21 protein-coding genes are annotated in these 24,054 nt (G+C 66.1%); 11 read left to right on the top strand and 10 right to left on the bottom strand.

What is annotated here, in order from left to right; all coding sequences use genetic code 11:
• Positions 1-144: 144 nt before the first annotated feature.
• The 7 genes from yvcK to ppc all read left to right on the top strand — a co-directional run bounded on the left by yvcK (position 145) and on the right by ppc (position 8,747).
• Positions 145-1,206, top strand: a complete 1,062-nt coding sequence (yvcK, locus tag FR943_RS13700) for a uridine diphosphate-N-acetylglucosamine-binding protein YvcK (RefSeq protein ID WP_217157917.1) — start codon at positions 145-147, stop codon at positions 1,204-1,206.
• A complete protein-coding gene (gene whiA, locus FR943_RS13705) occupies positions 1,203-2,180 on the top strand; it encodes a DNA-binding protein WhiA (protein ID WP_217157918.1) in 978 nt (325 codons plus the stop codon). Before yvcK ends, whiA begins: the two co-directional genes overlap by 4 nt.
• A gap of 257 nt (positions 2,181-2,437) precedes the next feature.
• Entirely contained in the window at positions 2,438-3,460 is a 1,023-nt protein-coding gene (gene gap / locus FR943_RS13710; RefSeq protein WP_217157919.1) for a type I glyceraldehyde-3-phosphate dehydrogenase, read from the top strand.
• Positions 3,461-3,464: 4 nt separating this feature from the next.
• Positions 3,465-4,688, top strand: coding sequence for a phosphoglycerate kinase (locus tag FR943_RS13715; RefSeq protein ID WP_217157920.1), 1,224 nt, complete (start codon positions 3,465-3,467; stop codon positions 4,686-4,688).
• Between the two features lie 21 nt (positions 4,689-4,709).
• Positions 4,710-5,504 carry a triose-phosphate isomerase gene (tpiA, locus tag FR943_RS13720; protein ID WP_308170543.1) on the top strand — a complete coding sequence of 265 codons (795 nt, stop codon included), beginning with the start codon at positions 4,710-4,712 and terminating at the stop codon, positions 5,502-5,504.
• A gap of 54 nt (positions 5,505-5,558) precedes the next feature.
• Positions 5,559-5,792, top strand: coding sequence for a preprotein translocase subunit SecG (gene secG, locus FR943_RS13725; RefSeq protein ID WP_019348649.1), 234 nt, complete (start codon positions 5,559-5,561; stop codon positions 5,790-5,792).
• 147 nt (positions 5,793-5,939) lie between these two features.
• Entirely contained in the window at positions 5,940-8,747 is a 2,808-nt protein-coding gene (gene ppc, locus FR943_RS13730) for a phosphoenolpyruvate carboxylase (RefSeq protein WP_217157921.1), read from the top strand.
• A gap of 7 nt (positions 8,748-8,754) precedes the next feature.
• Here ppc and FR943_RS13735 read toward each other — a convergent pair whose 3' ends face one another.
• A complete protein-coding gene (locus tag FR943_RS13735; RefSeq protein ID WP_217157923.1) occupies positions 8,755-9,132 on the bottom strand; it encodes an ATPase in 378 nt (125 codons plus the stop codon).
• 50 nt (positions 9,133-9,182) lie between these two features.
• Between FR943_RS13735 and FR943_RS13740 the strand changes: the two genes are divergently transcribed.
• The gene (locus tag FR943_RS13740; RefSeq protein WP_217157931.1) at positions 9,183-9,335 is read left to right on the top strand and encodes a hypothetical protein; all 153 of its coding nucleotides are present in this window, start codon (positions 9,183-9,185) and stop codon (positions 9,333-9,335) included.
• 7 nt (positions 9,336-9,342) lie between these two features.
• Here FR943_RS13740 and pgl read toward each other — a convergent pair whose 3' ends face one another.
• From pgl to tkt, 5 genes are read right to left on the bottom strand one after another with little or no spacing between them, the layout of a single operon-like run.
• Positions 9,343-10,074: a 6-phosphogluconolactonase gene (gene pgl, locus FR943_RS13745; protein WP_217157933.1), complete on the bottom strand. Its 732-nt coding sequence runs from the start codon at positions 10,072-10,074 to the stop codon at positions 9,343-9,345.
• Positions 10,071-10,982 (bottom strand): glucose-6-phosphate dehydrogenase assembly protein OpcA, encoded by a 912-nt coding sequence (opcA, locus tag FR943_RS13750; RefSeq protein ID WP_217157935.1) that lies wholly within the window; start codon positions 10,980-10,982, stop codon positions 10,071-10,073. The genes pgl and opcA overlap by 4 nt, the downstream gene beginning before the upstream one ends.
• A gap of 1 nt (position 10,983) precedes the next feature.
• A complete protein-coding gene (gene zwf, locus FR943_RS13755; RefSeq protein WP_217157936.1) occupies positions 10,984-12,531 on the bottom strand; it encodes a glucose-6-phosphate dehydrogenase in 1,548 nt (515 codons plus the stop codon).
• Complete coding sequence (gene tal, locus FR943_RS13760; protein ID WP_218045565.1) at positions 12,528-13,643, bottom strand: transaldolase; 1,116 nt, start codon at positions 13,641-13,643, stop codon at positions 12,528-12,530. Before tal ends, zwf begins: the two co-directional genes overlap by 4 nt.
• A 28-nt stretch (positions 13,644-13,671) precedes the next feature.
• Positions 13,672-15,762, bottom strand: coding sequence for a transketolase (gene tkt, locus FR943_RS13765; protein WP_217157938.1), 2,091 nt, complete (start codon positions 15,760-15,762; stop codon positions 13,672-13,674).
• Between the two features lie 233 nt (positions 15,763-15,995).
• Here tkt and FR943_RS13770 point away from each other — a divergent pair, with 233 nt between their 5' ends.
• Both FR943_RS13770 and FR943_RS13775 read left to right on the top strand, forming a co-directional pair.
• Positions 15,996-16,928, top strand: coding sequence for a heme o synthase (locus FR943_RS13770; RefSeq protein WP_217157940.1), 933 nt, complete (start codon positions 15,996-15,998; stop codon positions 16,926-16,928).
• Between the two features lie 57 nt (positions 16,929-16,985).
• Positions 16,986-17,927 (top strand): DUF1214 domain-containing protein, encoded by a 942-nt coding sequence (locus FR943_RS13775; RefSeq protein ID WP_217158261.1) that lies wholly within the window; start codon positions 16,986-16,988, stop codon positions 17,925-17,927.
• 90 nt (positions 17,928-18,017) lie between these two features.
• Here FR943_RS13775 and FR943_RS13780 read toward each other — a convergent pair whose 3' ends face one another.
• From FR943_RS13780 to FR943_RS13790, 3 genes are all read right to left on the bottom strand, one after another.
• Positions 18,018-19,247, bottom strand: coding sequence for a type II toxin-antitoxin system HipA family toxin (locus FR943_RS13780; RefSeq protein ID WP_217157942.1), 1,230 nt, complete (start codon positions 19,245-19,247; stop codon positions 18,018-18,020).
• 4 nt (positions 19,248-19,251) lie between these two features.
• A complete protein-coding gene (locus FR943_RS13785; RefSeq protein WP_217157944.1) occupies positions 19,252-20,940 on the bottom strand; it encodes a DUF262 domain-containing protein in 1,689 nt (562 codons plus the stop codon).
• A 198-nt stretch (positions 20,941-21,138) separates the two neighbouring features.
• Positions 21,139-22,113, bottom strand: a complete 975-nt coding sequence (locus FR943_RS13790; RefSeq protein WP_217158263.1) for a quinone oxidoreductase family protein — start codon at positions 22,111-22,113, stop codon at positions 21,139-21,141.
• A 32-nt stretch (positions 22,114-22,145) separates the two neighbouring features.
• Here FR943_RS13790 and FR943_RS13795 point away from each other — a divergent pair, with 32 nt between their 5' ends.
• Positions 22,146-23,084, top strand: a complete 939-nt coding sequence (locus tag FR943_RS13795) for an ATP-grasp domain-containing protein (protein WP_217157946.1) — start codon at positions 22,146-22,148, stop codon at positions 23,082-23,084.
• Here the strand turns inward: FR943_RS13795 and FR943_RS13800 are convergent.
• The gene (locus tag FR943_RS13800) at positions 23,081-24,028 is read right to left on the bottom strand and encodes a COX15/CtaA family protein (protein ID WP_308170544.1); all 948 of its coding nucleotides are present in this window, start codon (positions 24,026-24,028) and stop codon (positions 23,081-23,083) included. The genes FR943_RS13795 and FR943_RS13800 overlap by 4 nt on opposite strands.
• Positions 24,029-24,054 lie beyond the last annotated feature (26 nt).

Here is a 24,054-nt window from a genome sequence, read left to right on the forward strand (position 1 = left end):
GCAGGCGACCGCGCGCGAGGATCGCAGCGAGGGACGAGCGAGGACCGGAACGCGTGGGAGGCAAGCCATGACTCCGCGCAGGCGACCGCGCGCGAGGATCGCAGCGAGGGACGAGCGAGGACCGGAACGCGTGGGAGGCAAGCCATGACCCCGCGCATTGTCGCCCTCGGTGGAGGGCACGGGCTCTATGCCACGTTGTCGGCGGCGCGGCGGCTCAGCCCGCACGTGACGGCCGTGGTGACGGTCGCCGACGACGGTGGTTCGTCGGGGCGGTTGCGCAGCGAGCTCGATGTGGTTCCCCCCGGCGATCTTCGTATGGCGTTGGCGGCCCTGGCTTCTGACAGTCCGCACGGCAGGCTGTGGGCCACCATCATCCAGCACCGGTTCGGTGGCAGTGGCGCACTGGCCGGCCATCCGATCGGCAATCTGATGCTGGCCGGCCTCAGTGAGGTGTTGGCCGATCCGGTGGCCGCGCTCGACGAGCTCGGTCGCATCCTGGGCGTGAAGGGCCGGGTGTTGCCGATGTGCCCGATCGCCTTGCAGATCGAGGCCGACGTGGCCGGCCTGGAGTCCGATCCCCGGATGAGTCGGGTGATCCGCGGTCAGGTGGCGATCGCCACCACGGTGGGCAAGGTGCGTCGGGTCCGGCTGCTGCCGGGCGATCCGCCGGCCACCCGCCAGGCCGTGGAGGCGATCATGAGCGCCGATCTCGTGGTGCTCGGTCCGGGGTCGTGGTTCACGAGTGTGATCCCGCATGTGTTGGTGCCCCAGTTGTTGGAGGCGCTGCGGGCGACGACGGCGCGGCGGGCGCTGGTGCTGAATTTGGCCGCCGAACCGGGTGAGACGGCGGGCTTCTCGGCCGAACGCCACATCCACGTTCTGGCCCAGCACGCTCCCGAGTTCAGCGTGCATGACATCATCGTCGATGCCAGCCGGGTGCCGAGCGACCGTGAACGGGAGCAACTCAGCCGCACAGCCAACATCCTCAACGCCCGTGTTGAGTTTGCTGACGTGTCCCGACCTGGTACACCTTTACATGACCCGGCGAAGTTGGCCGCGGTGCTGGAGGGGGTCCGGTTGCGTGCGATGGCACCCGGGCGGGCCGTGCAGGAATCCACTGTTCCCACGCCCGCTGCGCGGTCGGTCGACGTTGCGCGCCAGGAACCGGCGCCGAATACACCGAGAGGGGACGATCCGTGGCGATGACGGCTGAAGTCAAAGACGAGCTGAGCCGCCTCGTGGTCAACTCGGTCAGTGCGCGCCGCGCGGAGGTGGCGTCGTTGTTGCGCTTTGCCGGCGGCCTGCACATCGTGGCCGGCCGAGTGGTCGTGGAAGCCGAGGTCGATCTCGGGATCATCGCGCGTCGGCTGCGCAAGGACATCTACGACCTGTACGGCTACAACGCGGTGGTGCACGTGCTGTCGGCCAGCGGCATCCGGAAGAACACCCGGTATGTGGTGCGGGTGGCCGCTGACGGGGAAGCCCTGGCACGGCAGACGGGCCTGCTCGATCTTCGCGGTCGTCCGGTGCGCGGGCTGCCCGCACAGGTGGTCGGCGGCAGTGTCGGTGATGCCGAGGCGGCGTGGCGCGGCGCGTTCCTGGCGCACGGCTCGTTGACCGAGCCGGGCCGGTCCTCGGCGCTGGAGGTCAGTTGCCCCGGCCCGGAGGCGGCGTTGGCGTTGGTCGGTGCGGCGCGGCGGCTGGGGGTCAGCGCGAAGGCCCGCGAGGTGCGCGGCAGTGACCGGGTCGTGGTGCGTGACGGCGAGGCGATCGGAGCCCTGCTGACCCGGATGGGCGCCCAGGACACCCGTTTGACGTGGGAAGAGCGGCGGATGCGTCGCGAGGTCCGGGCCACCGCCAACCGGCTGGCCAATTTCGACGACGCCAACCTGCGCCGGTCGGCGCGGGCGGCAGTCGCGGCGGCGGCCCGGGTGGAGCGCGCACTGGACATCCTGGGCGAAGGGGTGCCCGATCACCTGGCTGCGGCGGGCAAGCTGCGGGTCGAACACCGTCAGGCCTCGCTGGAGGAACTGGGCCGGCTGGCTGATCCGCCGATGACGAAAGATGCTGTGGCAGGCCGTATTCGGCGGCTGTTGTCGATGGCCGATCGTAAGGCCAAGCAGGAAGGGGTGCCCGACACCGAGTCGGCGGTGACCCCGGACCTGCTCGACGACGCCTGATCGGCGGCTGATTCGCGACTGGCCGCGCGCAACCCTGGCTGGCATCGTCAAAAGAGCAGTGCTGCATGCTGTTTCAGCTGATGTGACGGTACGGCGAACGGCCGTGGCGGCATGGCGCCGTCAGGTCGGAGCTGGGTAAACCGCGTGAGCCATCGGTGTCGGGATACATGTGCAGCCGTTCTGCCCAATCTGCACGGCGCGGCGCTCGCGCTACTAGGCTGGCGACGGGCAGTTACCGGCAACTGAGGGAGAGACACGTGACGATTCGGGTAGGCGTTAACGGCTTCGGGCGCATCGGACGCAACTTCTACCGGGCCCTCGCGGTGCAGCAGGCCGAGGGCAAGAACGCGGACATCGAGATCGTCGCGGTGAACGATCTCACCGACAACGCCACCCTTGCTCACCTGCTGAAGTTCGACTCCATCCTGGGCCGTCTGCCCCAGGACGTCAGCCTCGAAGGCGACGACACGATCGTCATCGGTGACACCAAGATCAAAGCGTTGGAGGTGAAGGAAGGGCCGGCCGCGCTGCCATGGGGTGACCTCGGTGTCGAGGTCGTCGTCGAGTCGACCGGTATCTTCACCAAGCGTGACAAGGCGCAGGGCCACCTGGACGCGGGGGCCAAGAAGGTCATCATCTCGGCGCCGGCCACCGGTGAGGACATCACCATCGTGCTCGGTGTCAACGACGACAAGTACGACGGCAGCCAGAACATCATCTCCAACGCCTCATGCACCACGAACTGCCTCGGCCCGCTGGCAAAGGTCCTCAACGACGAGTTCGGCATCGTCAACGGCCTGATGACCACCATTCACGCCTACACCCAGGATCAGAACCTGCAGGACGGCCCACACCGGGACCTGCGTCGTGCCCGGGCCGCGGCCATCAACATCGTGCCGACCTCGACGGGTGCGGCCAAGGCCATCGGCCTGGTGCTGCCCGAACTGAAAGGCAAGCTCGACGGCTACGCTCTGCGCGTGCCGATCCCCACGGGTTCGGTGACCGATTTGACCGCAGAATTGACGAAATCAGCTACCGCAGAGGAGATCAACGCCGTGTTCAAGGCCGCCGCCGACGGTCCGCTCAAGGGCATCTTGAAGTACTACGACGCCCCGATCGTGTCCAGCGACATCGTCACCGACCCGCACAGCTCGTTGTTCGACTCCGGTCTGACGAAGGTGATCGACAACCAGGCCAAGGTCGTCTCCTGGTACGACAACGAGTGGGGCTATTCGAACCGCCTCGTCGACCTGGTCGCGCTCGTCGGCAAGTCGCTGTAATCCGATGGCAGTCAAAACACTCACCGATCTGCTGGCCGAGGGTGTGGAAGGGCGCGGCGTACTCGTCCGCTCGGACCTGAACGTCCCCCTCGACGACGACGGAAAGATCACTGATCCGGGCCGCATCATCGCCTCGGCCCCGACGCTGAAGGCACTGGCCGAGGCCGGCGCCAAGGTGGTCGTCGCCGCGCACCTCGGGCGGCCCAAGGGGGCGCCGGACCCGAAGCTGTCGCTGGCACCGGTGGCCGCAGCGTTGGGGGAGGCGCTGGGCCGGCACGTGCAGTTGGCCGGCGACGTCGTCGGAACCGACGCGTTGGCCCGCGCCGAGGGCCTGACCGACGGCGACGTGCTGCTGGTGGAGAACATCCGCTTCGACCCGCGGGAGACCAGCAAGGACGACGCCGAGCGGTTGTCCCTGGCCAAGGCGCTGGCCGCTCTGGTCGAAGGGCCCGACGGTTCCCCGGGTGCGTTCGTCTCCGACGGGTTCGGCGTGGTGCACCGCAAGCAGGCCTCGGTGTACGACATCGCCACCCTGCTGCCGCACTATGCCGGCACGCTGGTGGACGCCGAGGTCAAGGTGCTCGAGCAGCTGACCAGCTCCACCGAACGCCCGTATGCCGTGGTGCTCGGCGGCTCCAAGGTGTCCGACAAGCTCGCGGTGATCGAGAACCTCGCCACCAAGGCCGACAGCCTGATTATCGGCGGCGGCATGTGTTTCACTTTCCTTGCCGCCCAAGGGGTTTCGGTGGGGACCTCGCTGTGCCAGGAGGAGATGCTGGACACCTGCAAAGACCTGCTGGAAAAGTACGCCGACGTCATCCACCTGCCGGTGGACATCGTGGTGGCCGACAAGTTCGCCGCCGACGCCGAACCGGAGACGGTGGCCTCGGATCGGATCCCCGAGGGCAAGATGGGCCTGGACATCGGGCCCGAGTCGGTCAAGCGGTTCACCGCACTGCTGTCGAACGCCAAGACCGTGTTCTGGAACGGTCCGATGGGCGTATTCGAGTTCCCGGCCTTCTCGGCGGGCACCAAGGGGGTGGCCGAGGCCATCATCGGCGCCACCGAGAAGGGGGCGTTCAGTGTGGTCGGCGGGGGTGACTCGGCGGCCGCGGTGCGCCAGCTCGGTCTGGCGGAGGACGGCTTCTCACACATCTCCACCGGCGGCGGTGCATCCCTGGAATACCTCGAGGGCAAAGACCTGCCCGGCATCCAGGTTCTGCAGTAGTACTCAACGAGGAGAGGGTCCGTGTCGAAAGCCGCACGAAAGCCATTGATCGCCGGCAACTGGAAGATGAACCTCAACCACTTCGAGGCCATCGCCCTGGTGCAGAAGATCGCATTTGCCTTGCCGGACAAGTACTTCGACAAGGTCGACGTCACCGTCATCCCGCCGTTCACCGATCTGCGCAGCGTGCAGACCCTGGTCGACGGGGACAAGCTGCGCCTGACCTACGGGGCGCAGGATCTCTCGCAGCATGACGCGGGCGCCTACACCGGCGACATCAGCGGAGCGTTCCTGGCCAAGCTGGGGTGCAGCTTCGTCGTCGTCGGGCACTCCGAGCGGCGTACCTACCATCACGAGGACGACGCACTGGTGGCCGCCAAGGCTGCCGCGGCGTTCAAGCACGGCATCACCCCCATCATCTGCATCGGTGAGCAGCTCGAGGTTCGCGAGGCCGGCGACCACGTCGAGTACAACGTGAACTCGTTGCGCGGTTCACTGGCCGGGCTGACCAAGGAACAGATCGGTCAGGCCGTCATCGCCTACGAGCCGGTGTGGGCGATCGGCACCGGACGGGTGGCGAGTGCGGCCGACGCCCAGGAGGTCTGCAAGGCGATCCGCGCCGAGCTGGGAAACCTGTCCACGCCGGAATTGGCGGCCGGGGTGCGTGTGCTCTACGGCGGCTCGGTCAACGCCAAGAACGTCGGTGAGATCGTGGCGCAGGGTGATGTCGACGGTGCCCTCGTCGGTGGCGCCTCCCTGGACGGGGAGCAGTTCGCGACGCTGTCGGCGATCGCCGCCGGCGGGCCGCTGCCCTAGGCCGGCCTGAGCCCGGACGGAGAGCACGTGGTCTGACCAGGTAGTCTTGCGGGCATGGAATTGGCGCTGCAGATTACCCTGGTCGTGACCAGTGTGCTGGTCGTGCTCCTGGTCCTGCTGCACCGGGCCAAGGGTGGCGGTCTGTCCACCCTGTTCGGTGGCGGTGTTCAGTCCAGCCTGTCCGGCTCCACCGTGGTCGAGAAGAACCTCGACCGGCTCACCCTGTTCGTCACCGGCATCTGGCTGGTGTCGATCGTCGGCGTGGCCCTGCTGATCAAGTACAGCTGACGTAGCTGAATCGAAGTTTTTCTCCCGGTCGCGGCGTCGCCGAATTCGACGTGGGGGCGGTGATTGCCGCCTGTTGACGACCCTGCTGTCGATCTCGACGGCCTGCGACGGCCTGCGACGAACCCCGCGGGCGTCGATACTGGAGAGATGGCTGATGCTCCAGACATCGACCTCGACCCCATCGGCGCAGTTCAACGCACTCCGGTAGGCCGCGAAGCCACCGAGCCGATGCGCGAGGACATCCGACTGCTCGGCGCGATCCTCGGCGACACCATCCGCGAACACAACGGCCCGGAAGTGTTCGACCTCGTCGAACGGGCCCGGGTGGAATCCTTTCGGGTCCGCCGGTCCGAAATCGACCGGGCCGAACTGGCCGCCAGGTTCTCCGGCATCGACCCCGGCCGGGCCATCCCGGTGATCCGGGCCTTCACCCACTTCGCGCTGTTGGCCAACGTCGCCGAAGACATCCATCGGGAGCGGCGCCGCGCCGTACACGTCGCCGCCGGCGAACCGCCGCAGGACAGCAGCCTGGCGGCGACGTATCGCAAGCTCGACGCCGCGGATCTGGACGCCACCACGGTCACCGACGCGTTACGCGGCGCCCTGGTCGCGCCGGTGATCACCGCCCATCCCACCGAAACCCGGCGCCGCACGGTCTTCGACACCCAGCGCCAGGTCACCGAGCTGATGCGGCTGCGGCTGCACGGGCAGTCCCGCACCTCCGAGGGCCGCGACATCGAGGTGGAACTGCGCCGCCACATCCTCACCCTGTGGCAGACCGCGCTGGTGCGGTTGTCGCGGTTGAAGATCTCCGACGAGATCGAAACCGGGTTGCGGTACTACCCGGCGGCATTCCTGGAGGTGATCCCGCAGGTCAATGCCGAGGTCCGCACCGCGTTGCAGGCCCGCTGGCCGGGGGCGCACCTGCTGGAGCAGCCGATCCTGCGGCCGGGAAGCTGGATCGGCGGGGACCGGGACGGCAACCCCAATGTCGACGCCGGTGTGGTGCGGCTGGCCACCGGACGCGCCGCTCGCGTGGCGTTCGCGCACTATTTCAGCGAGCTCACCGCGCTCGAAGAAGAACTGTCGATGTCGGCGCGGCTGGTGACGGTCAGCGACGGACTGGCCGCACTGGCCCAGACCTGCCATGAGCCCGCACGCGCCGACGAGCCCTATCGGCGCGCACTGCGGGTGATCCACGCCCGACTGACCGCGACCGGCCGCCAGATCCTCGACGAGCAACCCGAACACGAGCTGGACCTGGATTCCGAGCCGTATCGCCGGCCCGAGGAACTCCTGGCCGATCTTGACATCCTGGATGACTCGCTGCGGTCCAACGGCGGCGCGGTGCTGGCCGACGATCGGTTGTCCCGGCTACGAGAAGCGGTGCGGGTCTTCGGCTTTCATCTGTGCGGCCTCGACATGCGACAGAACTCCGAGGTCCACGAGCAGGTGGTGGCCGAGTTGCTGGCCTGGGCCGGTGTCCATCCCGACTACACCGCGCTGCCCGAAGCGCAACGGGTGGAACTGCTTGCCGCCGAGATCTCCACTCGCCGCCCGCTGATCGGGGAGGGCGCCGAGATCTCGGAGTTGGCCCGTAAGGAACTCGCCATCATCGGCGCCGGAGCCCGGGCGGTCTCGGTGTTTGGCCCGCAGGCGGTGCCGAACTACATCATCTCGATGTGTCAGTCGGTGTCCGATCTGCTCGAAGCCGCGATCCTGCTCAAAGAGTGCGGTCTGCTTGATGTGTCGGGTGCCGCTCACGGTGGCGAGGTGTATACGCCAGTCGGCATCGTGCCACTGTTCGAAACCATCGACGACCTGCAGCGCGGAGCGTCGATCCTGCAGGACGCCCTGGGGTTGCCGGTGTACCGCAGCATCGTCGCTGCCCGCGCCGAGCATCAGGAGGTGATGCTGGGGTACTCGGATTCCAACAAGGACGGCGGGTACCTGGCGGCGAACTGGGCGTTGTACCGAGCCGAACTCGACCTCGTCGACGCGGCGCGCAAGACCGGAATCCGATTGCGGCTGTTCCACGGCCGCGGTGGCACCGTCGGCCGCGGCGGCGGCCCCAGCTACGACGCGATCCTGGCGCAGCCGCCCGGTGCGGTGAACGGTTCGCTGCGGATCACCGAGCAGGGTGAGGTGATCGCGGCGAAGTACGCCGAGCCGCAGATCGCCCACCGCAACCTGGAAGCCCTGCTGGCTGCGACGCTGGAATCCACCCTGCTCGACGTCGAGGGACTGGGGGAGGACGCCGACCCGGCCTACCAGGTGCTCGATGAGCTCGCCGGGCTGGCGCAACGGGCCTACGCCGAATTGGTCCATGACACACCGGGTTTCGTCGAGTACTTCACGGCCTCCACCCCGGTCAGCGAGATCGGCGACCTCAACATCGGCAGCCGCCCCAGTTCACGCAAGCCGACGGCCTCGATCGCCGACCTGCGCGCCATCCCGTGGGTGCTGGCCTGGAGCCAGTGCCGGGTGATGCTGCCCGGCTGGTACGGCACCGGTACGGCGTTCGAACAGTGGATCGGCGGCGACGAGTCGCGGCTCGCGGTACTGCGGGACCTCTACCGGCGCTGGCCGTTCTTCCGCACGGTGCTGTCGAACATGGCGCAGGTGCTGGCGAAGTCGGACATGGGCCTGGCCGCACGGTATTCCGAGCTGGTCGACGACGTCGAGCTGCGGGCCAGGGTGTTCGACAAGATCGTCGCCGAACACGAGCGCACGATCACCATGTGCACCCGCATCACCGGGCACGACGATCTACTGGCGGACAACCCGGCGTTGGCTCGCTCGGTGTTCAACCGGTTCCCCTACCTCGAACCGCTCAACCACCTGCAGGTGGAGCTGCTGCGCCGGTACCGGGCCGGGGACGAGGACGAACGGGTGCAGCGCGGGATCCTGCTCACGATGAGTGGCCTGGCGACGGCGCTGCGCAACAGCGGGTGAGGCGGGATCACAGGTGAGCCCGATCGCGGATCGCCTTCACCACGCCGCGCATGGCGTTCTCGGTGGCCGCCAACGGGGACATCACCGCCTCACCGATCCCGACGATGACCTCCACCCGGTCCACAATGGCTTCCAGGCGCTCGACCACGCCGATCAGCCGTGGCGCGAGCTCATCGATACGGGTGATGGTGTCGTTGAACCGGTCCAGCGTGGCGTCCAGCCCGCCGGTGGACCGGTTGAGGTCGACCAGCGTGTTGCTGAGGTCGGTGAGCAGGGTGTCGACCTGCTCGACGGTCATGTCGGCGTTGAGCGCGGCCTGCGTCAATGTCCGAATTCGCTGCCGCCCGGATGCCGGGCGAGCGCGGCCGTCTCCCTTGTCTGCCATGCCAGACATTATGGCCGGTCGGGAACCAAACGCGGACCGGCGACGTCTGAATGGCTGTGCGGCAATTTTGTGAACACCGGTCCAGCTTGGCGGCGGCGTGCGAAAAGGCGGCGCCATATCGCCAGACAGCCGACTATCTGGCCGGCTATGCCGAGGCGCTGGCCGACCGGCAGGCCGAGCCGCGCGGTGCCGCCGAGGACTAGCTTCGGCTCACAGCTTGCCGGCGGCAGCGTCATCGAGCAGCCACACCGTCCGGTCACGCCCGATCGCGCCGGCTGCGGGAACCTCGACCGGATCCGCACCGCCGAGGGCGGCAGCCACCGCATCGGCCTTGGCGTCGCCGGACACCACCAGCCACACCTCGCGGGAATTGCGAACCGCGGGCAGGGTCAACGTGATTCGTCGCGGCGGCGGTTTGGGGGAGTCGGGCACCCCCACCACCATCCGCCGGGTCTCGCGTACGGCCGGGGTGTCGGGAAACAGCGAGTTGATGTGTCCTTCGCCGCCCATGCCCAGCAGGTGCACATCGAACTCGGGCCCGGGCGCATCGAAGTTGGCCGCCAGCACCTGCGCGTAGCCCGCGGCGGCCGCGTCGAGGTCATCGCCGAACTCGCCGTCACTGGCCGCCATCGCATGCACGTTGACGTCGGGGATGCCGATGTGATCGAGCAATGCCTCGCGCGCCTGCTTGTCGTTGCGTTCATCGTCGTCCTGCGGCACGAACCGCTCGTCACCCCAGTAGACGTGGACCTTGTTCCAGTCGATCTCGGAGCTGCGCTCGCCGACGCGTTTGAGCAAGCCGATGCCGGTGCCACCCCCGGTCAGCACGATGACGGCCTGGCCGCGGGCGGCGATTGCCGAGGCGATCGCATCCACCAACCGGTCACCGGCGGCGGCCACCAGCGCGGCGGTGTCGGGATAGCGTTCGATCTGGATGCTCATGCGTACTGGACCTTGTCGATTCCTTGTAGGGCCTCGTAATAGATTTCATCGGCGTCGAGCCGTCGCAGATCCTCGGCCAGGCACTCCTTGGCCTCCCGTCGGGCCAGCGGCAGCAGCGAATTCGGCCGGCCGGTACGGCTCAGCGTCGCGGTGACGTCGGCCTGGGGACGGACCAGGCTGACGGTCTCGGACGGCCGGGTCAGTTCCACCTTCAGCTCACCCACCGCGCGGACCACTGGCCCGTCGATCCGGTTGGCCAGCCAGCCGGCCAGGATGTCAATGGCGGGTTCGTCTTTCAGTCCGGAGACCAGCGCTGAGGTGATCGGCTCGTGCGGCGGCTGGTCCATGGCCGATGCCAGCAGCGCCCGCCAGTACGTGACCCGGCTCCAGGCCAGGTCGGTGTCACCGGGGGTGTAGCCGTTGCGCCGGCTGCGGATGTTGGCCAGTGGATCGGCGCCGTTGGTGGCGTCGGTGATCCGGCGAATCGCCAACTTGCCCAACGGATCCTGGGCCGGGATGGGCGGTGCCATCGCGGGCCACCAGGCCACCACCGGGGTGTCGGGCAGCAGGAACGGCAACACCACGCTGCTGGCGTGGGCCGACAGCTCACCGGACAGCCGGAGTACCACCACCTCGCCGGCCCCCGCGTCATGGCCCACCCGCAGCTGGGCATCCAGCCGCGGAGCCTTGGCGTCCGGGTCTGCCGGTACCACCACGATCACCCGGCAGGGGTGCTCGCGGCTGGCGAAGTTGGCGGCCTCGATGGCATCTTCGACACAGCTTTCGGTATCCGGCGCGATCACCAGGGTCAGCACCCGGCTCAAGGTCAGCGCACCGCCCTCTTCACGCAGGCCGGTGATCTTCTTGTTGACGTCATTCGTCGTGGTGTCGGGCAGGTCGACGATCATCTTAGGGACGCCTCCATTCCCGGCCGGTGCGGCGCAGCATCTCATCGGCCGACGGCGGGCCCCAGGTGCCCGACTCGTACGGTTCCGGTTTCCCGTGCGTGGCCCAGTAATCGAGGACGGGATCGAGGATCTTCCACGACAATTCGACTTCGGCGTTGACCGGGAACAACGACGGCTCGCCCAGGAGGACGTCGAGGATCAGACGTTCGTAGGCCTCGGGGGAGTCCTCGGCGAATGCCGAGCCGTACGAGAAGTCCATGTTGACGTCGCGGACTTCCATTGCCGTGCCGGGCACCTTCGAGCCGAACCGCAACGTGATGCCCTCGTCCGGTTGCACGCGGATCACCAGGGCGTTCTGGCCCAACTCCTCGGTCATGGTGGCATCGAACGGCAGATGCGGAGCCCGCTTGAACACCAGGGCGATCTCGGTCACCCTGCGGCCCAACCGTTTTCCGGTGCGGAGGTAGAACGGCACGCCGGCCCAGCGCCGGGTGTCCACTTCCAGCGTGATGGCCGCGTAGGTCTCCGTGGTGGAGTCGTGGGCGAACCCTTCCTCGTCGAGCAGCCCCACCACCTTCTGCCCGCCCTGCCAGCCGGCGGCGTACTGGCCCCGTGCGGTCGTCTCGTCCAGCGGCTCAGCCAGTTTCACCGCAGACAGGATCTTGATCTTCTCCGACTGGAGTTCGTGCGGGCTGAAGCTGACCGGCTCCTCCAGTGTGGTCAGGGCGAGAAGTTGCAGCAGATGATTCTGGATCACATCGCGGGCGGCACCGATGCCGTCGTAGTAGCCGGCGCGACCGCCCAGCCCGATGTCCTCGGCCATCGTGATCTGGACGTGGTCGACGTAGTTGTTGTTCCAGATCGGTTCGTAGAGCGTGTTCGCGAACCGCAGCGCCAGGATGTTCTGGACGGTTTCCTTGCCCAGATAGTGGTCGATGCGGAACACCGATTCCTCGGGGAACACGCTGTTGACGACCGCGTTGAGCTCGCGGGCGGTGGTGAGGTCGTGGCCGAACGGCTTCTCGATCACCACCCGGCTCCACCGGTCGCCGCGCGGCCTGGCCAGGCCCGACTTGCGCAACTGCTCGCACACCAACGGGAAGGCGTTCGGCGGAATCGACAGATAGAACGCGTGATTACCGCCGGTGCCGCGTTCGGCGTCGAGTTTGTCCAGCGTTTCGGCCAGGCGGCCGAATGCGTCGTCGTCGTCGAAACTGCCTTGCACGAACCGGAATCCCTCGGCAAGCCGGTCCCAGACCTCCTGCCGGAACGGCGTCCGGGCATGCTGCTTGACCGCTTCGTAGACGACGTTGCCGAAATCCTGATCGGCCCAGTCGCGGCGGGCGAACCCGACCAACGCGAACGAGGCCGGCAGCAGCCCCCGGTTGGCCAGGTCGTAGATCGCCGGCATCAGCTTCTTGCGGGCGAGGTCACCGGTCACACCGAAGATGACGACGCCGCAGGGACCGGCGATGCGTGGCATCCGCTTGTCCCGCTTGTCGCGGAGCGGATTGTGCCAGGCATCCTCCGGCCGCGTGACCGGACTCATCGCGCGGCGGCGTCGAGTTGGCCCTGTGTTGCGTCGAGCAGTTCCTGCCACGACTTTTCGAACTTCTCGACACCCTCGTCTTCGAGCACCTTGAACACATCGACCAGGTCGATGCCGACGGCGCTGAGCTTGTCGAAGACCTCCTGCGCGGCGGGCGCGGTGCCGTCGATGGTGTTGCCGGTGATCTCGCCGTGATCGGCGACGGCCTCCAGCGTCTTCTCCGGCAAGGTGTTCACCGTGTGCGGGGCGACGAGTTCGGTGACGTACATCGTGTCGGAGTAGTCCGGATTCTTCACACCGGTGGACGCCCACAGCACGCGCTGCACCCGGGCGCCGTCACCCTTGAGCGCCGCGAAGCGCTCGCCGCCGAAGACTTCCTCGTAGGCGGCGTAGGCGAGCCGAGAGTTGGCCACACCGGCCTTGCCGCGCAGCTCCAACGCCTCCTGGCCGCCGATCTTCTCCAGCCGCTTGTCGATCTCGGTGTCCACCCGGGACACGAAGAACGACGCCACCGAGTGGATCTTCGACAGGTCGTGGCCGGCCTCCTTGGCCTTCTCCAGACCGGCCAGGTAGGCGTCCATCACGGCGCGGTGCCGCTCGACCGAGAAGATCAAGGTCACGTTGACCGAGATGCCCTCGGCGATCACCGCGGTGATCGCCGGCAGGCCCGCCAGCGTGGCCGGGATCTTGATCAGCAGGTTGGGCCGATCGACGATCTTCCACAGCTCGATGGCCTGCAGGATCGTCTTGTCGGTGTCGTGGGCCAGCCGCGGATCGACCTCGATGGACACCCGACCGTCGACACCGTCGGAGGCCTCGTAGGCCTTGGCCAGCACATCGCAGGCATTGCGGACATCGTCGGTGGTGACGGTGCGGATCGTGGCATCCACGTCAGCGCCCCGCTCGGCGAGCTCTTTGACCTGGGCGTCGTAGGCGGTGCCCTTCGACAGTGCGGCCTGGAAGATCGACGGGTTGGTGGTGACCCCGACGACGCTGCGGGTATTGATGAGCTCGGTCAGGTTCCCTGATTGCAGCCGGTCGCGCGACAGGTCGTCGAGCCAGACAGATACACCTGCGGCACTCAGTGCCGCGAGATTCGGGTTCTGAGTCATGATTCGCCTTCTTCTGCTCGTCGTACTTCTAGTTGTCCAGCGACCGTTCCGCGGCGGCCGCGACGGCCTCGGGGGTGAAACCGAATTCGCGGAACAGCGTCTTGTCGTCGGCGGAGGCACCGTAGTGCTCGATCGAGACGATCTCGCCGGTGTCTCCGACCAGCTTGTACCAACTCTGCGCCACTGCGGCCTCGACCGCCACCCGGGCCGAAACCGCAGGCGGCAGCACCGCATCTCGATACTCCTTGGGCTGCGACTCGAACCACTCGACACACGGCATCGACACCACACGGGCGTTGATGTCCTTGTCCGCCAACAGCTTCTGCGCTGCCACCGCCAGCTGGAGCTCGGAACCGGTGGCGATGATCACCACGTCGGGGTTCTCCTGCGGGGTGCCGCCGAGAACGTAGCCGCCGCGGGCCACCCCTTCGGCGCTGGTGCCTTCGAGAACCGGAATGCCCTGGCGGGTCAGGATCAACCCGACCGGCCCGGTGCTGGCGGTGCGCTCCAGCACCGTCTTCCACGCGTAGGTGGTCTCGTTCGGGTCACCCGGGCGGACCACCGAGAGGTTCGGGATCGCCCGCAGCGCGGCGAGGTGCTCGATGGGCTGGTGTGTCGGGCCGTCTTCGCCCAGACCGATCGAATCGTGGGTCCACACGTAGATCGGGTCGATGTTCATCAACGAGGCCAGTCGTACGGCGGGCCGCATGTAGTCGGAGAACTGCAGGAAGGTTCCGCCGTAGGGCCGGGTCGGACCGTGCAGCACGATGCCGGACAGGATCGCGGCCATCGCGTGCTCGCGGATACCGAAGTGCAGGGTGCGGCCGTACCAGGTGGCGTTCCAGTCTTCGGTCGAGATCGACGGCGGGCCGAACGAATTCGCGCCCTTGATCGTGGTGTTGTTGCTGCCGGCCAGGTCGGCCGAACCGCCCCACAGCTCGGGCAGCGTCTGCCCGACGGCGGCGAGCACGGCCCCGGAGGCGGCGCGGGTGGCCACCGGCTTGGAGTCGACCTCCCAATGCGGCAGGTCGGCGTCCCAGCCCTCGGGCAGTTCGCGGGCCTGCAACCGGTCCAGCAGGGCTTTGCGCTCGGGTTCGCGCTTGGCCCAGGCGTCGAAGCTCACCTGCCACTCGTCGTGTGCCTGCTTGCCACGGGTCACCAGCTCGCGGGTGTGGGCGATGACCTCGTCGCGCACCTCGAAGCTCTTGTCCGGATCGAAGCCGAGGATCTTCTTGGTGGCGGCCACCTCGTCGGCGCCGAGCGCCGAACCGTGCACGCCACCGGTGTTCATCTTGGTGGGGGCGGGGTAGCCGATGATCGTGCGCAGGGCGATGAACGACGGTTTGTCGGTGACCTTCTTTGCCTCGGCGATCGCTTGTTCGATCCCGACGACGTTCTCGCCGCCCTCGACCTCCTGGACATGCCAGCCGTAGGCCCGGTAGCGCGCCGGTACGTCCTCACTCAGCGCGATGTCGGTGTCGTGCTCGATGGAGATCTTGTTGTCGTCCCAGAACACGATGAGGTTGCCCAGCTGCTGGGTGCCCGCCAGGGAGGAGGCTTCGCTGGTGACGCCCTCTTCGATGTCGCCGTCGGAGGCGACCACATAGATGTGGTGATCGAACGGGCTCTCACCCGGGGCGGTGTCGGGATCGAACAGGCCACGCTCGTAGCGCGCGGCCATGGCCATGCCGACCGCCGAGGCCAGGCCCTGCCCGAGCGGGCCGGTGGTGATCTCCACACCTTTGGTGTGGTGGTACTCGGGGTGGCCCGGGGTCAGTGAGCCCCAGGTGCGCAGCGCCTCGATGTCGGACAGCTCCAGACCGAATCCGCCCAGGTACAGCTGGATGTAGAGAGTCAGGCTGGAATGCCCGCAGGACAGCACGAACCGGTCCCGGCCGATCCAGTGGGTGTCACTGGGATCGTGGCGCAGCTGACGCTGGAACAGCGTGTAGGCGAGGGGCGCCAGGCTCATCGCGGTGCCCGGGTGGCCGTTGCCGACCTTCTGCACCGCGTCGGCCGCGAGCACCCGGACGGTGTCGACTGCCACGCTGTCGAGTTCGGTCCAGTCGTCTGGGTGGTGGGGCTGGGTGAGAGCGGTGATCTCTTCGGCGGTGGTCACTAAGCTCACTTCCTCGTCATCTATCTGCTGATACCGGCGCGTGGTTGCCATGCTGCTACGTCAAACACCCTAGTGGGGTGGACTCATCCGATGCAGACTGGTTGGCACACCGATACCGTGTGGTTTACCCAGTTGCCGGGCCGGAACAGACCCTGCGGTGTGGAGGTATTCGGCCAGCGGTCTACCATCGTCTGTAGTAGAAGCCGCGTGACGCCACCCGAGGAGTTATTTGCGTGAGCATTCGCGAGCGCCGGCTCATCAATGGGGCGCCCAGCCGAATACGGTCCACGTTCCTGTCGTATTTGGCGTTGACCAAGCCGCGCGTGATCGAGTTGTTGCTGGTCACCACCATTCCGGCGATGTTGCTGGCGGACCGTGGCACCGTTGACCCGCTCCTGATCCTCAACACCCTGATCGGCGGCATGCTGGCCGCGGCCGGCGCCAACACGCTGAACTGTGTGGCCGACGCCGACATCGACAAGGTGATGAAGCGCACCGCGCGCCGCCCGCTGGCCCAGGCCGCCGTCCCGACCAGGCACGCCCTGATCTTCGGTCTGGTGCTGTCGGTGACCGCGTTCTGCTGGCTGACCTGGACGTCGAATCTGCTGTCCGGGTTGCTGGCGGTGGCCACGATTGCGTTCTACGTTTTCGTCTACACGTTGCTGCTCAAACGCCGCACCTCGCAGAACGTGGTGTGGGGCGGAGCGGCAGGTTGCATGCCGGTGATGATCGGCTGGTCAGCGGTGACCGGCACGATCGGCTGGCAGGCCCTGGTGATGTTCCTGATCATCTTCTTCTGGACGCCTCCGCACACCTGGGCGCTGGCGATGCGGTACAAGGACGACTACAAGGCGGCCGGTGTGCCGATGCTGCCCGCGGTGGCCACCGAGCGCGAGGTCACCCGCCAGATCCTGATCTACACCTGGGTGACGGTGCTGACCACGCTGGTGCTGGCGCTGGCCACCGGCTGGCTCTACGGGGCGGTGGCCCTGTTGGCCGGCGCCTGGTTCCTGGTGATGGCCCACCAGCTCTACTCCGGGGTGAAGCGCGGCGAGCCGGTCAAGCCGCTGCGGTTGTTCCTACAGTCCAACAACTATCTGGCCGTGGTGTTCTGTGCGCTGGCCATCGACTCGGCCCTGGCGCTGCCCACGATCTTCGGTCACTAGCGCGAACCAACGTTCCCGGCATCGTCGGTGTGGCAGCGTTGTGTCATGACCGCATTGGTGAGCCCCGACAACTTTGCGCGGGCCGAATCCGACCGGTATTTCGCCGGCATCGTCGACGACGGTGGGTTCGGAAAGTTCTTCCACATCCGGGAGATGGCCCCGATCGAGCATCAGATCGTGATCCGGCAGAATCGCGACACCTTGTATTCCGCGGCCGTGTTCGACCTCGATGCCGGGCCGGTGACCATCGCGCTGCCCGACAGCGCCGGCCGGTTCATGTCGTTGCAGATCATCAGCGAGGACCACTACACGACCAACGTCGCCTACGCCCCGGCCGAAGTGACGTTCAGCCGCGACTCCGTCGACACCCGTTATGCGGTTGCGGCGGTGCGGATCCTGGCCGACCCGGCCGACGCCGCCGACCTGGCCGCGGTGCACGCGCTGCAGGACGCCATCGCCGTCGCCCAACACGACCCGGGGTTCTTCGAGGTTCCGCAGTGGGATCCAGTCAGCCAGAAGACAGTTCGCGATGCGCTGATCACCCTGTCCACCACGCTGCCCGACACCAAGGCGATGTTCGGACCCGAGTACGAGGTGGATCCGGTTCGCCACCTGATCGGTTCGGCATTCGCCTGGGGCGGCAACCCCGAGCGCGACGCGCTGTATCTCACCGTGGTCCCCGAGCGCAACGACGGGGCCACGGTGCACCGGCTGACCGTGAAAGACGTGCCGGTGGACGGGTTCTGGTCGGTGACGGTGTACAACCAGGACGGCTATTTCACCCCGAACCCGCGGAATGCCTACTCGGTGAACAACATCACCGCCGTCAAGGATCCCGACGGTTCCACCACGGTGCAGTTCGGAGGCAGTGCCGAAGGCGCGGGCGCGGCCAACCTGCTGCCGGTCACCGATGGCTGGAACTACCTCGTGCGGCTGTACCGGCCCAGGCCCGAGATCCTCGACGGGTCATGGGTGTTCCCCGAGGCCCAGCTCGTGTGAAGCACCGAGTGCGACGCAGGAGCCCTGATGCAGAGGGGATCGTTCTTCCTGGCTGGAGTCTGGTTTCTGGTGCTGACCGATCAACCGTACTCAGCTGGCTCGTAGCAAACTCAAGGATCGATCCCGTATAGATTGGTCGACAGCATTACGTATCAACGGTTCGTCCGCGAGGAACTCGCGGAATTCGGGCCAGTGCTGAACCGTTTGTTCGACGGTCTCGGCCGCGACGGCAGACAGGTCAACGTTCGTGCCGAGCCTGGTTGCGAGGCGATTGAACTGGTGGACCCGAACAGAGTCGAAGCGTCGCGATCCGCTGAACTTGAGCCCCAGGTCTTCTGGTTCGCCGCTAGGGCGGTAACCTTCGGTCGCTACCACGTCGTATACCGGTGAGAGGGTGGGCACGCGTCGGTCATGGTAGATCAGGGACCAGTTCTTTAGATGCGCATCTCCATTCCCGATCAGTGTAAAGAACGTCAGGCGGCGCACAAATTCCTGCAACGCTAGTGAGTCATGTCCGCGGTATACGAGGCCGGCAATCGTCTCGAAATTCCCCTCGTATTTTCGTGCGGGGTATACGCCTCGCACCTGCGCGAGATCCTCAATGTGTATTAGCCCACCGTCATCTGTTCGGTCGAACCGTCGCACAGCAAATGCCCATGACTCGTTTCCCGGCCATACCGAGGTTGGAAGGTTGTCAATTTGGTCTCGATTTACCAGCCTGACATCGGGCGCATCAATACCCACGGACGCTGCAAACTTCATCATGGTGTATTCGTTGGTCGGAACATTACGGTAGATCGTGTCGGGAAGCTTCAAAATCCAATCGCCACCCTCGCCCGTGGCTGTGCAAGTGAAACGATCACCGCTACGGAGCATGGAAAACTTGAGGCCGACTCCAGCAAGGGAGAATCGCCAACGATGATTCTCGATTTCACCAGATGGCGAAGACATGGTCGACTCTAGATATTCGAGCTCGTCGGTCGTGTGTGGTCCTCCAGGTAGCACGCGAACGGCTCCGGGGAGGTCGTGGCCGACTTGTAGTAGCAACTCCATTTCGCGCTCCGGAGAGACACCTCGATCGGTGGCTATCCAGCTTCGAAGTGTGCCTTCCGGAAGCAAGTTCGAGAACCATGGGGCCAAGCGCAGATTCGACGCGACTCGTCCGCGTGGGTTCTCCTCGAAACGCAATCCTAAGACGGGACGGTCTGGGTTCCTAAGGTAGGCTTCGTCAAACTCGAACCACGTATAGTTGTTTAACGCGTGCAGATAGCCGATAAGATTGCCGTATAGCCACACATCGTTACGAATGGCATCCGCCATCGGATTATTCCTCTAACTCGAGGTCGTCAAGCACATAGTGATCAAGTGGCGGCGTATCTTCGAATCCGTACTCCCACCGGGAGTCCATAAACGCCTTCAGTGCTATTCGCAATGATTCATCGCGAATATTGATGAACCTCGTCATATCCCCCTCGGCTAGGGCCGTGGTGGCCCAGGGGGCGATACCGTGCGATTCGCAAGTAGCCTCCCACAATTCTTGGGGTAAATCTGGCGGCGCGGATCTGAGCATTCCTAGCACTTCGGATGGCGCCGCTTCAAGTCCTGGTGCTAATAGCCAGCGGGCTGCGGTATCTGCGTTTTCGGAAGGGAGGCCCCGCCGGGGAACAATCGCGGTCATCGCTGGCCGGGGTGTTTGTGCGTCGCCGAGAACATCGATCAAGGTAGAGCGTTCGAGTAGTTCGCCGCTCCGTAGCGATCGCGGATGTAGGGCCCACATGGAACATGCAATCATTTTTCCCGTTGCATGATTTGTCCGGAAATGCTGAACATCAGGATATCCGACTCTGTCACGAGGGACAGCGCCCAAGAGTCCTTGGAGTGTTTTATCGAGGTTATCCGGAATGACGCGCGAGCATAATGCGCGTGCGGTTCCTGTAGTTGAGCCGGGGAAAATCTCCGGACCGGCGGCGGCGGCGCGCCAGAACCATCGTCTCAGCAGTTGGGTTTCACGCTCGTTTGGGGCCGGATGGTGCGCGAAAAACCGGGCTAGCACGATCAATAGATGTCGGTAGGGCAAGAATGCAAAATGGGGCACGTCTGCGCTTCGTTGGAGAAATCGTACTGCAAGTTCTAACGCATTCTGTGCTTCGTGATAAGCAGTGTCGGCATCCTCGCCGGGGAACTCACTCGCTCCTCGACGATCATCGAATTCGCCACGGATCTCTCGCGTAATGTCTGGGCCACGCCGAGCGAGCACCGCGCGGAGAATGGTGTCGCCATCGACATCACCAAACTCAAGGTCCTCGGCTAGGTAGGCCGCGATTTCCTCGATGACGCTTGTTGATGTTCTACTGCTGCCATCTGTCACGGGGTGCAACGCCGAGAAAACCTCGGCGCGTGTGAGTCGCTTCCCGTAGCTGTTGAGTCGGTCGAAGATGTCACGGAGGACTGACTCATCCTGGGTTTCAACGACCGACGCTGGAATCTTAAATTGTCGTATCTTCTTCGCGGCATTAGTAGCGGCATCGAAGTGGTCCATCGCCTCGGGCCTGTCGCGGAACCATTGCATAAGGTTCTGGAGGTCGAATAAGACCGGTAGTGGTACGACGGATGCGCGCTGGTCTGTTACGCCTGGAACGAACTGCTGTGTGCTGAGATTGAAGCTCAATGAAAAACGATCGTCGGACGACGCCTCGGCTGAGAGCGCGTTGGCAAGGGTTGTCACCCGTTGCTGCCCATCCACGACCCACAATGCGCGGTCGAGTGCAGGGGCATCGATATGTAAGGCGCCAACCCGAATCCGGGCAGGTTCGGCTGGTCGTTCCCACAGCAACAAGCTGCCCAAAGGATAGCCACGCAGGATGCTGTCAAACAACCGTCGCGCATCCTCGATTCCCCAGCGAAACGGTCGCTGAAATTCCGGTATCCGTATTTCACCGGCCCGAACGAGAGCTACGAGTTCTTCGACCTCGTACACTTTCGCGGTGGGTGTCGTTCCCAGACTCGACGTCACGTTGGTTTCCTTCCGCTGACATCGGAGTATTGCACTGACGTCCGACAACTTCCGGCATTGGGTTGTTGGAAATTCGTGTCTTTGGAAGGAGTCGACTCAAGTTTGCGGTGGGTCGGATGTGGATCTATCCGGCGCATCTCGACAGCTGCCAATCCGACTGAGGTCTGTGCGAATTGATTCCTAGCGGTGCGGTCGAACTCAGGGCACCAGCACTACCGAGCCGACCGTCTTGCGGCCCTGCAGATCGGTGTGGGCCTGGGCCGCCTCGGCCAACGGGTAGCGGCCACCCACGGTGATGGTGATCGACCCGTCGGCGATGGCGTTGATCAGTTCGCCTGCTCGCCAGGAGAATTCGTCGGGGGTGCGGGTGTAGTGGGCCAGCGTGGGCCGGGTCAGGAACACCGATCCGGATGCGTTGAGCCGTTGCGGGTCCACCGGTGGCACCGGTCCGCTTGCCGCCCCGAACAGGGCCAGGGTGCCGCGCACGGCGAGGCTGGCCAGGCTGGCGTCGAAGGTGGACGCGCCGACGCCGTCGTACACCGCGGCGACCCCGGCGCCCCCGGTGAGGTCGCGGATCGTGGCGGCGAACTCGTCGGCATCCTCCGGGTACTCGAGCACCTCGATCGCGCCCGACTGCCGGGACAATTCGGCCTTTTCGGGCGTCGAGGCGGTGGTGATCACCCGGGTGCCAATGCTGGTGGCCCACTGGGTGAGGATCAGTCCGACGCCGCCGGCGCCGGCATGCACCAGGATGGTGTCGGTGGGCTGTACGGCGTAGGTGGATTTGATCAGGTAATGCGCGGTCATGCCCTTCAGTAGCGCCGAGGCGATCGCCTCGGGCGCCACACCGTCGGGCACGTACGCCACGAAATCGGCTGGGGCAACGCAGAAGTCGGCATAGGCGCCGGTTGCATTGGCGGTTACCACCCGGTCGCCGACTGCCAGCGCCGCGACATCGTCGCCCACTGCGGCAACCGTGCCGCAGACCTCGGAGCCGACGATGAACGGCAACTCGCGCGGATACTGCCCGGACCGGAAGTAGGTGTCGATGAAGTTGACTCCGATCGCCTCCGCCTGGATCAGCACCTCGCCGGGGCCGGGGGAGGGCTGGGGCCGCTCGACATGGGTCAGGACTTCGGGTCCGCCGGTCTCGGCAACTTCGATGGCATACACGCCATCCATCATCCACACCTATCATCGCGGGGGTGAAGCTTGCCCGTCCGGAGGTGTTCCATCCACGCATCGTGCTGGCCGGTTGCCGGGCACTGCCCGACGGCGACGGCGACGACGCCGGCTTGCTCACCGCGCTGCGTCAGCGCGGCCTGCATGCCCGCTGGCTGCCCTGGGACGATCCGGCCACCCTGGACGCCGACCTGGTGATCCTGCGGGCCACCTGGGACTACACCGAACGGCTCGACGAGTTCGTGTCCTGGGCTCGCCAGGTGCCGAACCTGATCAACCCGGCGCAGGTCGTGGAATGGAACAGCGACAAACGCTATCTCGGCGATCTGCAGCGGATGGGCATCCCGGTAGTGCCGACCACATACTTCGACGTCGGTGCGCAGGTGAGCGTGCCCGCCGGCGAAGTGGTGGTGAAACCCGCGGTGGGGGCCGGCTCGATGGGAGCGCAGCGATTCGTCGAACGCGCCGAGGCGCTCGCCCATGCGGCGGCGCTGCAGGCGCAAGGCCGGGCGGTGCTGGTCCAGCCCTACGACCGGCGGATCGTCGACGGTGAAACCGCGTTGGTGTTCATCGGCGGGGAGGAGTCGCACGCCTTCACCAAAGCGCCGATCCTGCCCCCAGCCGGGCAGCCGCCCGAGTTCGATGAGACCGGCACCTATGCCCAGGAATCGTTGTCGCCGGCCGATCCGGACGACGAACTCTGGCGGCTGGGGCGGTTGGCGGTCGACGCCGTCACCCGGTCCTTCGAGATTGCCCCCGCCGACCTGCTGTATGCCCGCGTCGACGTGATCGGCGGTCCCGACGACCCTCGGTTGCTGGAGCTGGAGCTGGTCGAGCCGTCACTGGGTTTCCGCCAGCTGGGAGCGGCGGACCGCGACGCTGCCGAGCGGCGGTTCGCCGTGGGTGTGGAGGGCGTGCTGGAGCGTCACGGGCTGGGCCCGCTGTCGCACCGACGGTTCTAGCCGGCGGGTTCTACCCGTTCGCGCATCGAGGCCCACAGCGCGGCAGTGGCGGCGGTGCAGGCGGCGGCGCCGGCGACATGCACGGCCACCAGCACTGCGGGCACGCCGGTGTAGAACTGCACGACTCCGACCAGCCCCTGCGCGCAGACCAGTACCACCAGCACACCGAGCCGGATCAGGACGGCGCGGGTGGCGCGCACTGCGAGGAGCCCGAATCCCAGCGCGACGACCAGCGACAGGTAGGCCACCAGCAGCGACGAGTGCATGTGCACCAGCGTGGTGATCTCCACTTCGAGTCGAGGTACCACGCGGTCGAGGCTCTTGTCCCCGGCATGCGGGCCGGCGCCGGTCACCAGGGTTCCGGTGACCAGGACCGCGGACAGCACGACGGCGCTCAGGATGGTCAACTGCCGCAACGGCTTCGGAACGACCACCGTGGGTACACCGGTGTCGGGCTGGCCGATCTTGACGAACAACAAAACCGCGAGCCACACCATGGCCATCGATGCGAGCAGGTGGATGGCCACAGTCCACCACAGCAGGCCGGTGCGCACCGTGATCCCGCCGATGACGGCCTGGACGACGGTGGACGCGGGCATCAACCAGGCGTAGATCAGCACCTCGCGGCGGCGTCGGGCGCGGGTGACGGCCAGCACGGCCGCGATCGCGGTGAGCACCACCAGGAAGGTGATCATCCGGTTGCCGAACTCGACCACCTGGTGCACGACAGCGACCTCGGCGTGCGGCACGGGGGTGAAGCTTCCCGGGAAACATTGCGGCCAGGTGGGGCATCCCAGGCCGGATGCGGTGACGCGGACGATTGCTCCGGTGACCGAGATACCGCCCTGGGTCAGGATCACCAGGAACGCGATCAGGCGCTGGGCCCGCAGACTCGGCATCGGCAGCAGGTCGACCAGTCGCTGGAAAGCTCTTCCGACGGGCACGGCCTGATCGTAGAGGATCAGGAACT

The sequence above is a fragment of the [Mycobacterium] fortunisiensis genome, from assembly GCF_019050325.1.
Taxonomy (GTDB): domain Bacteria; phylum Actinomycetota; class Actinomycetes; order Mycobacteriales; family Mycobacteriaceae; genus Mycobacterium; species Mycobacterium fortunisiensis.

Coding starts and splice junctions, on each gene's coding strand:
- opcA (WP_217157935.1), bottom strand. CDS start 10,982: ATGATCGTCGACCTGCCCGACACCACGACGAATGACGTCAACAAGAAG.
- pgl (WP_217157933.1), bottom strand. CDS start 10,074: ATGAGCATCCAGATCGAACGCTATCCCGACACCGCCGCGCTGGTGGCC.
- yvcK (WP_217157917.1), top strand. CDS start 145: ATGACCCCGCGCATTGTCGCCCTCGGTGGAGGGCACGGGCTCTATGCC.
- whiA (WP_217157918.1), top strand. CDS start 1,203: ATGACGGCTGAAGTCAAAGACGAGCTGAGCCGCCTCGTGGTCAACTCG.
- FR943_RS13740 (WP_217157931.1), top strand. CDS start 9,183: ATGGCTGTGCGGCAATTTTGTGAACACCGGTCCAGCTTGGCGGCGGCG.
- FR943_RS13735 (WP_217157923.1), bottom strand. CDS start 9,132: ATGGCAGACAAGGGAGACGGCCGCGCTCGCCCGGCATCCGGGCGGCAG.
- FR943_RS13715 (WP_217157920.1), top strand. CDS start 3,465: ATGGCAGTCAAAACACTCACCGATCTGCTGGCCGAGGGTGTGGAAGGG.
- FR943_RS13780 (WP_217157942.1), bottom strand. CDS start 19,247: ATGGCGGATGCCATTCGTAACGATGTGTGGCTATACGGCAATCTTATC.
- ppc (WP_217157921.1), top strand. CDS start 5,940: ATGGCTGATGCTCCAGACATCGACCTCGACCCCATCGGCGCAGTTCAA.
- tal (WP_218045565.1), bottom strand. CDS start 13,643: ATGACTCAGAACCCGAATCTCGCGGCACTGAGTGCCGCAGGTGTATCT.
- secG (WP_019348649.1), top strand. CDS start 5,559: ATGGAATTGGCGCTGCAGATTACCCTGGTCGTGACCAGTGTGCTGGTC.
- zwf (WP_217157936.1), bottom strand. CDS start 12,531: ATGAGTCCGGTCACGCGGCCGGAGGATGCCTGGCACAATCCGCTCCGC.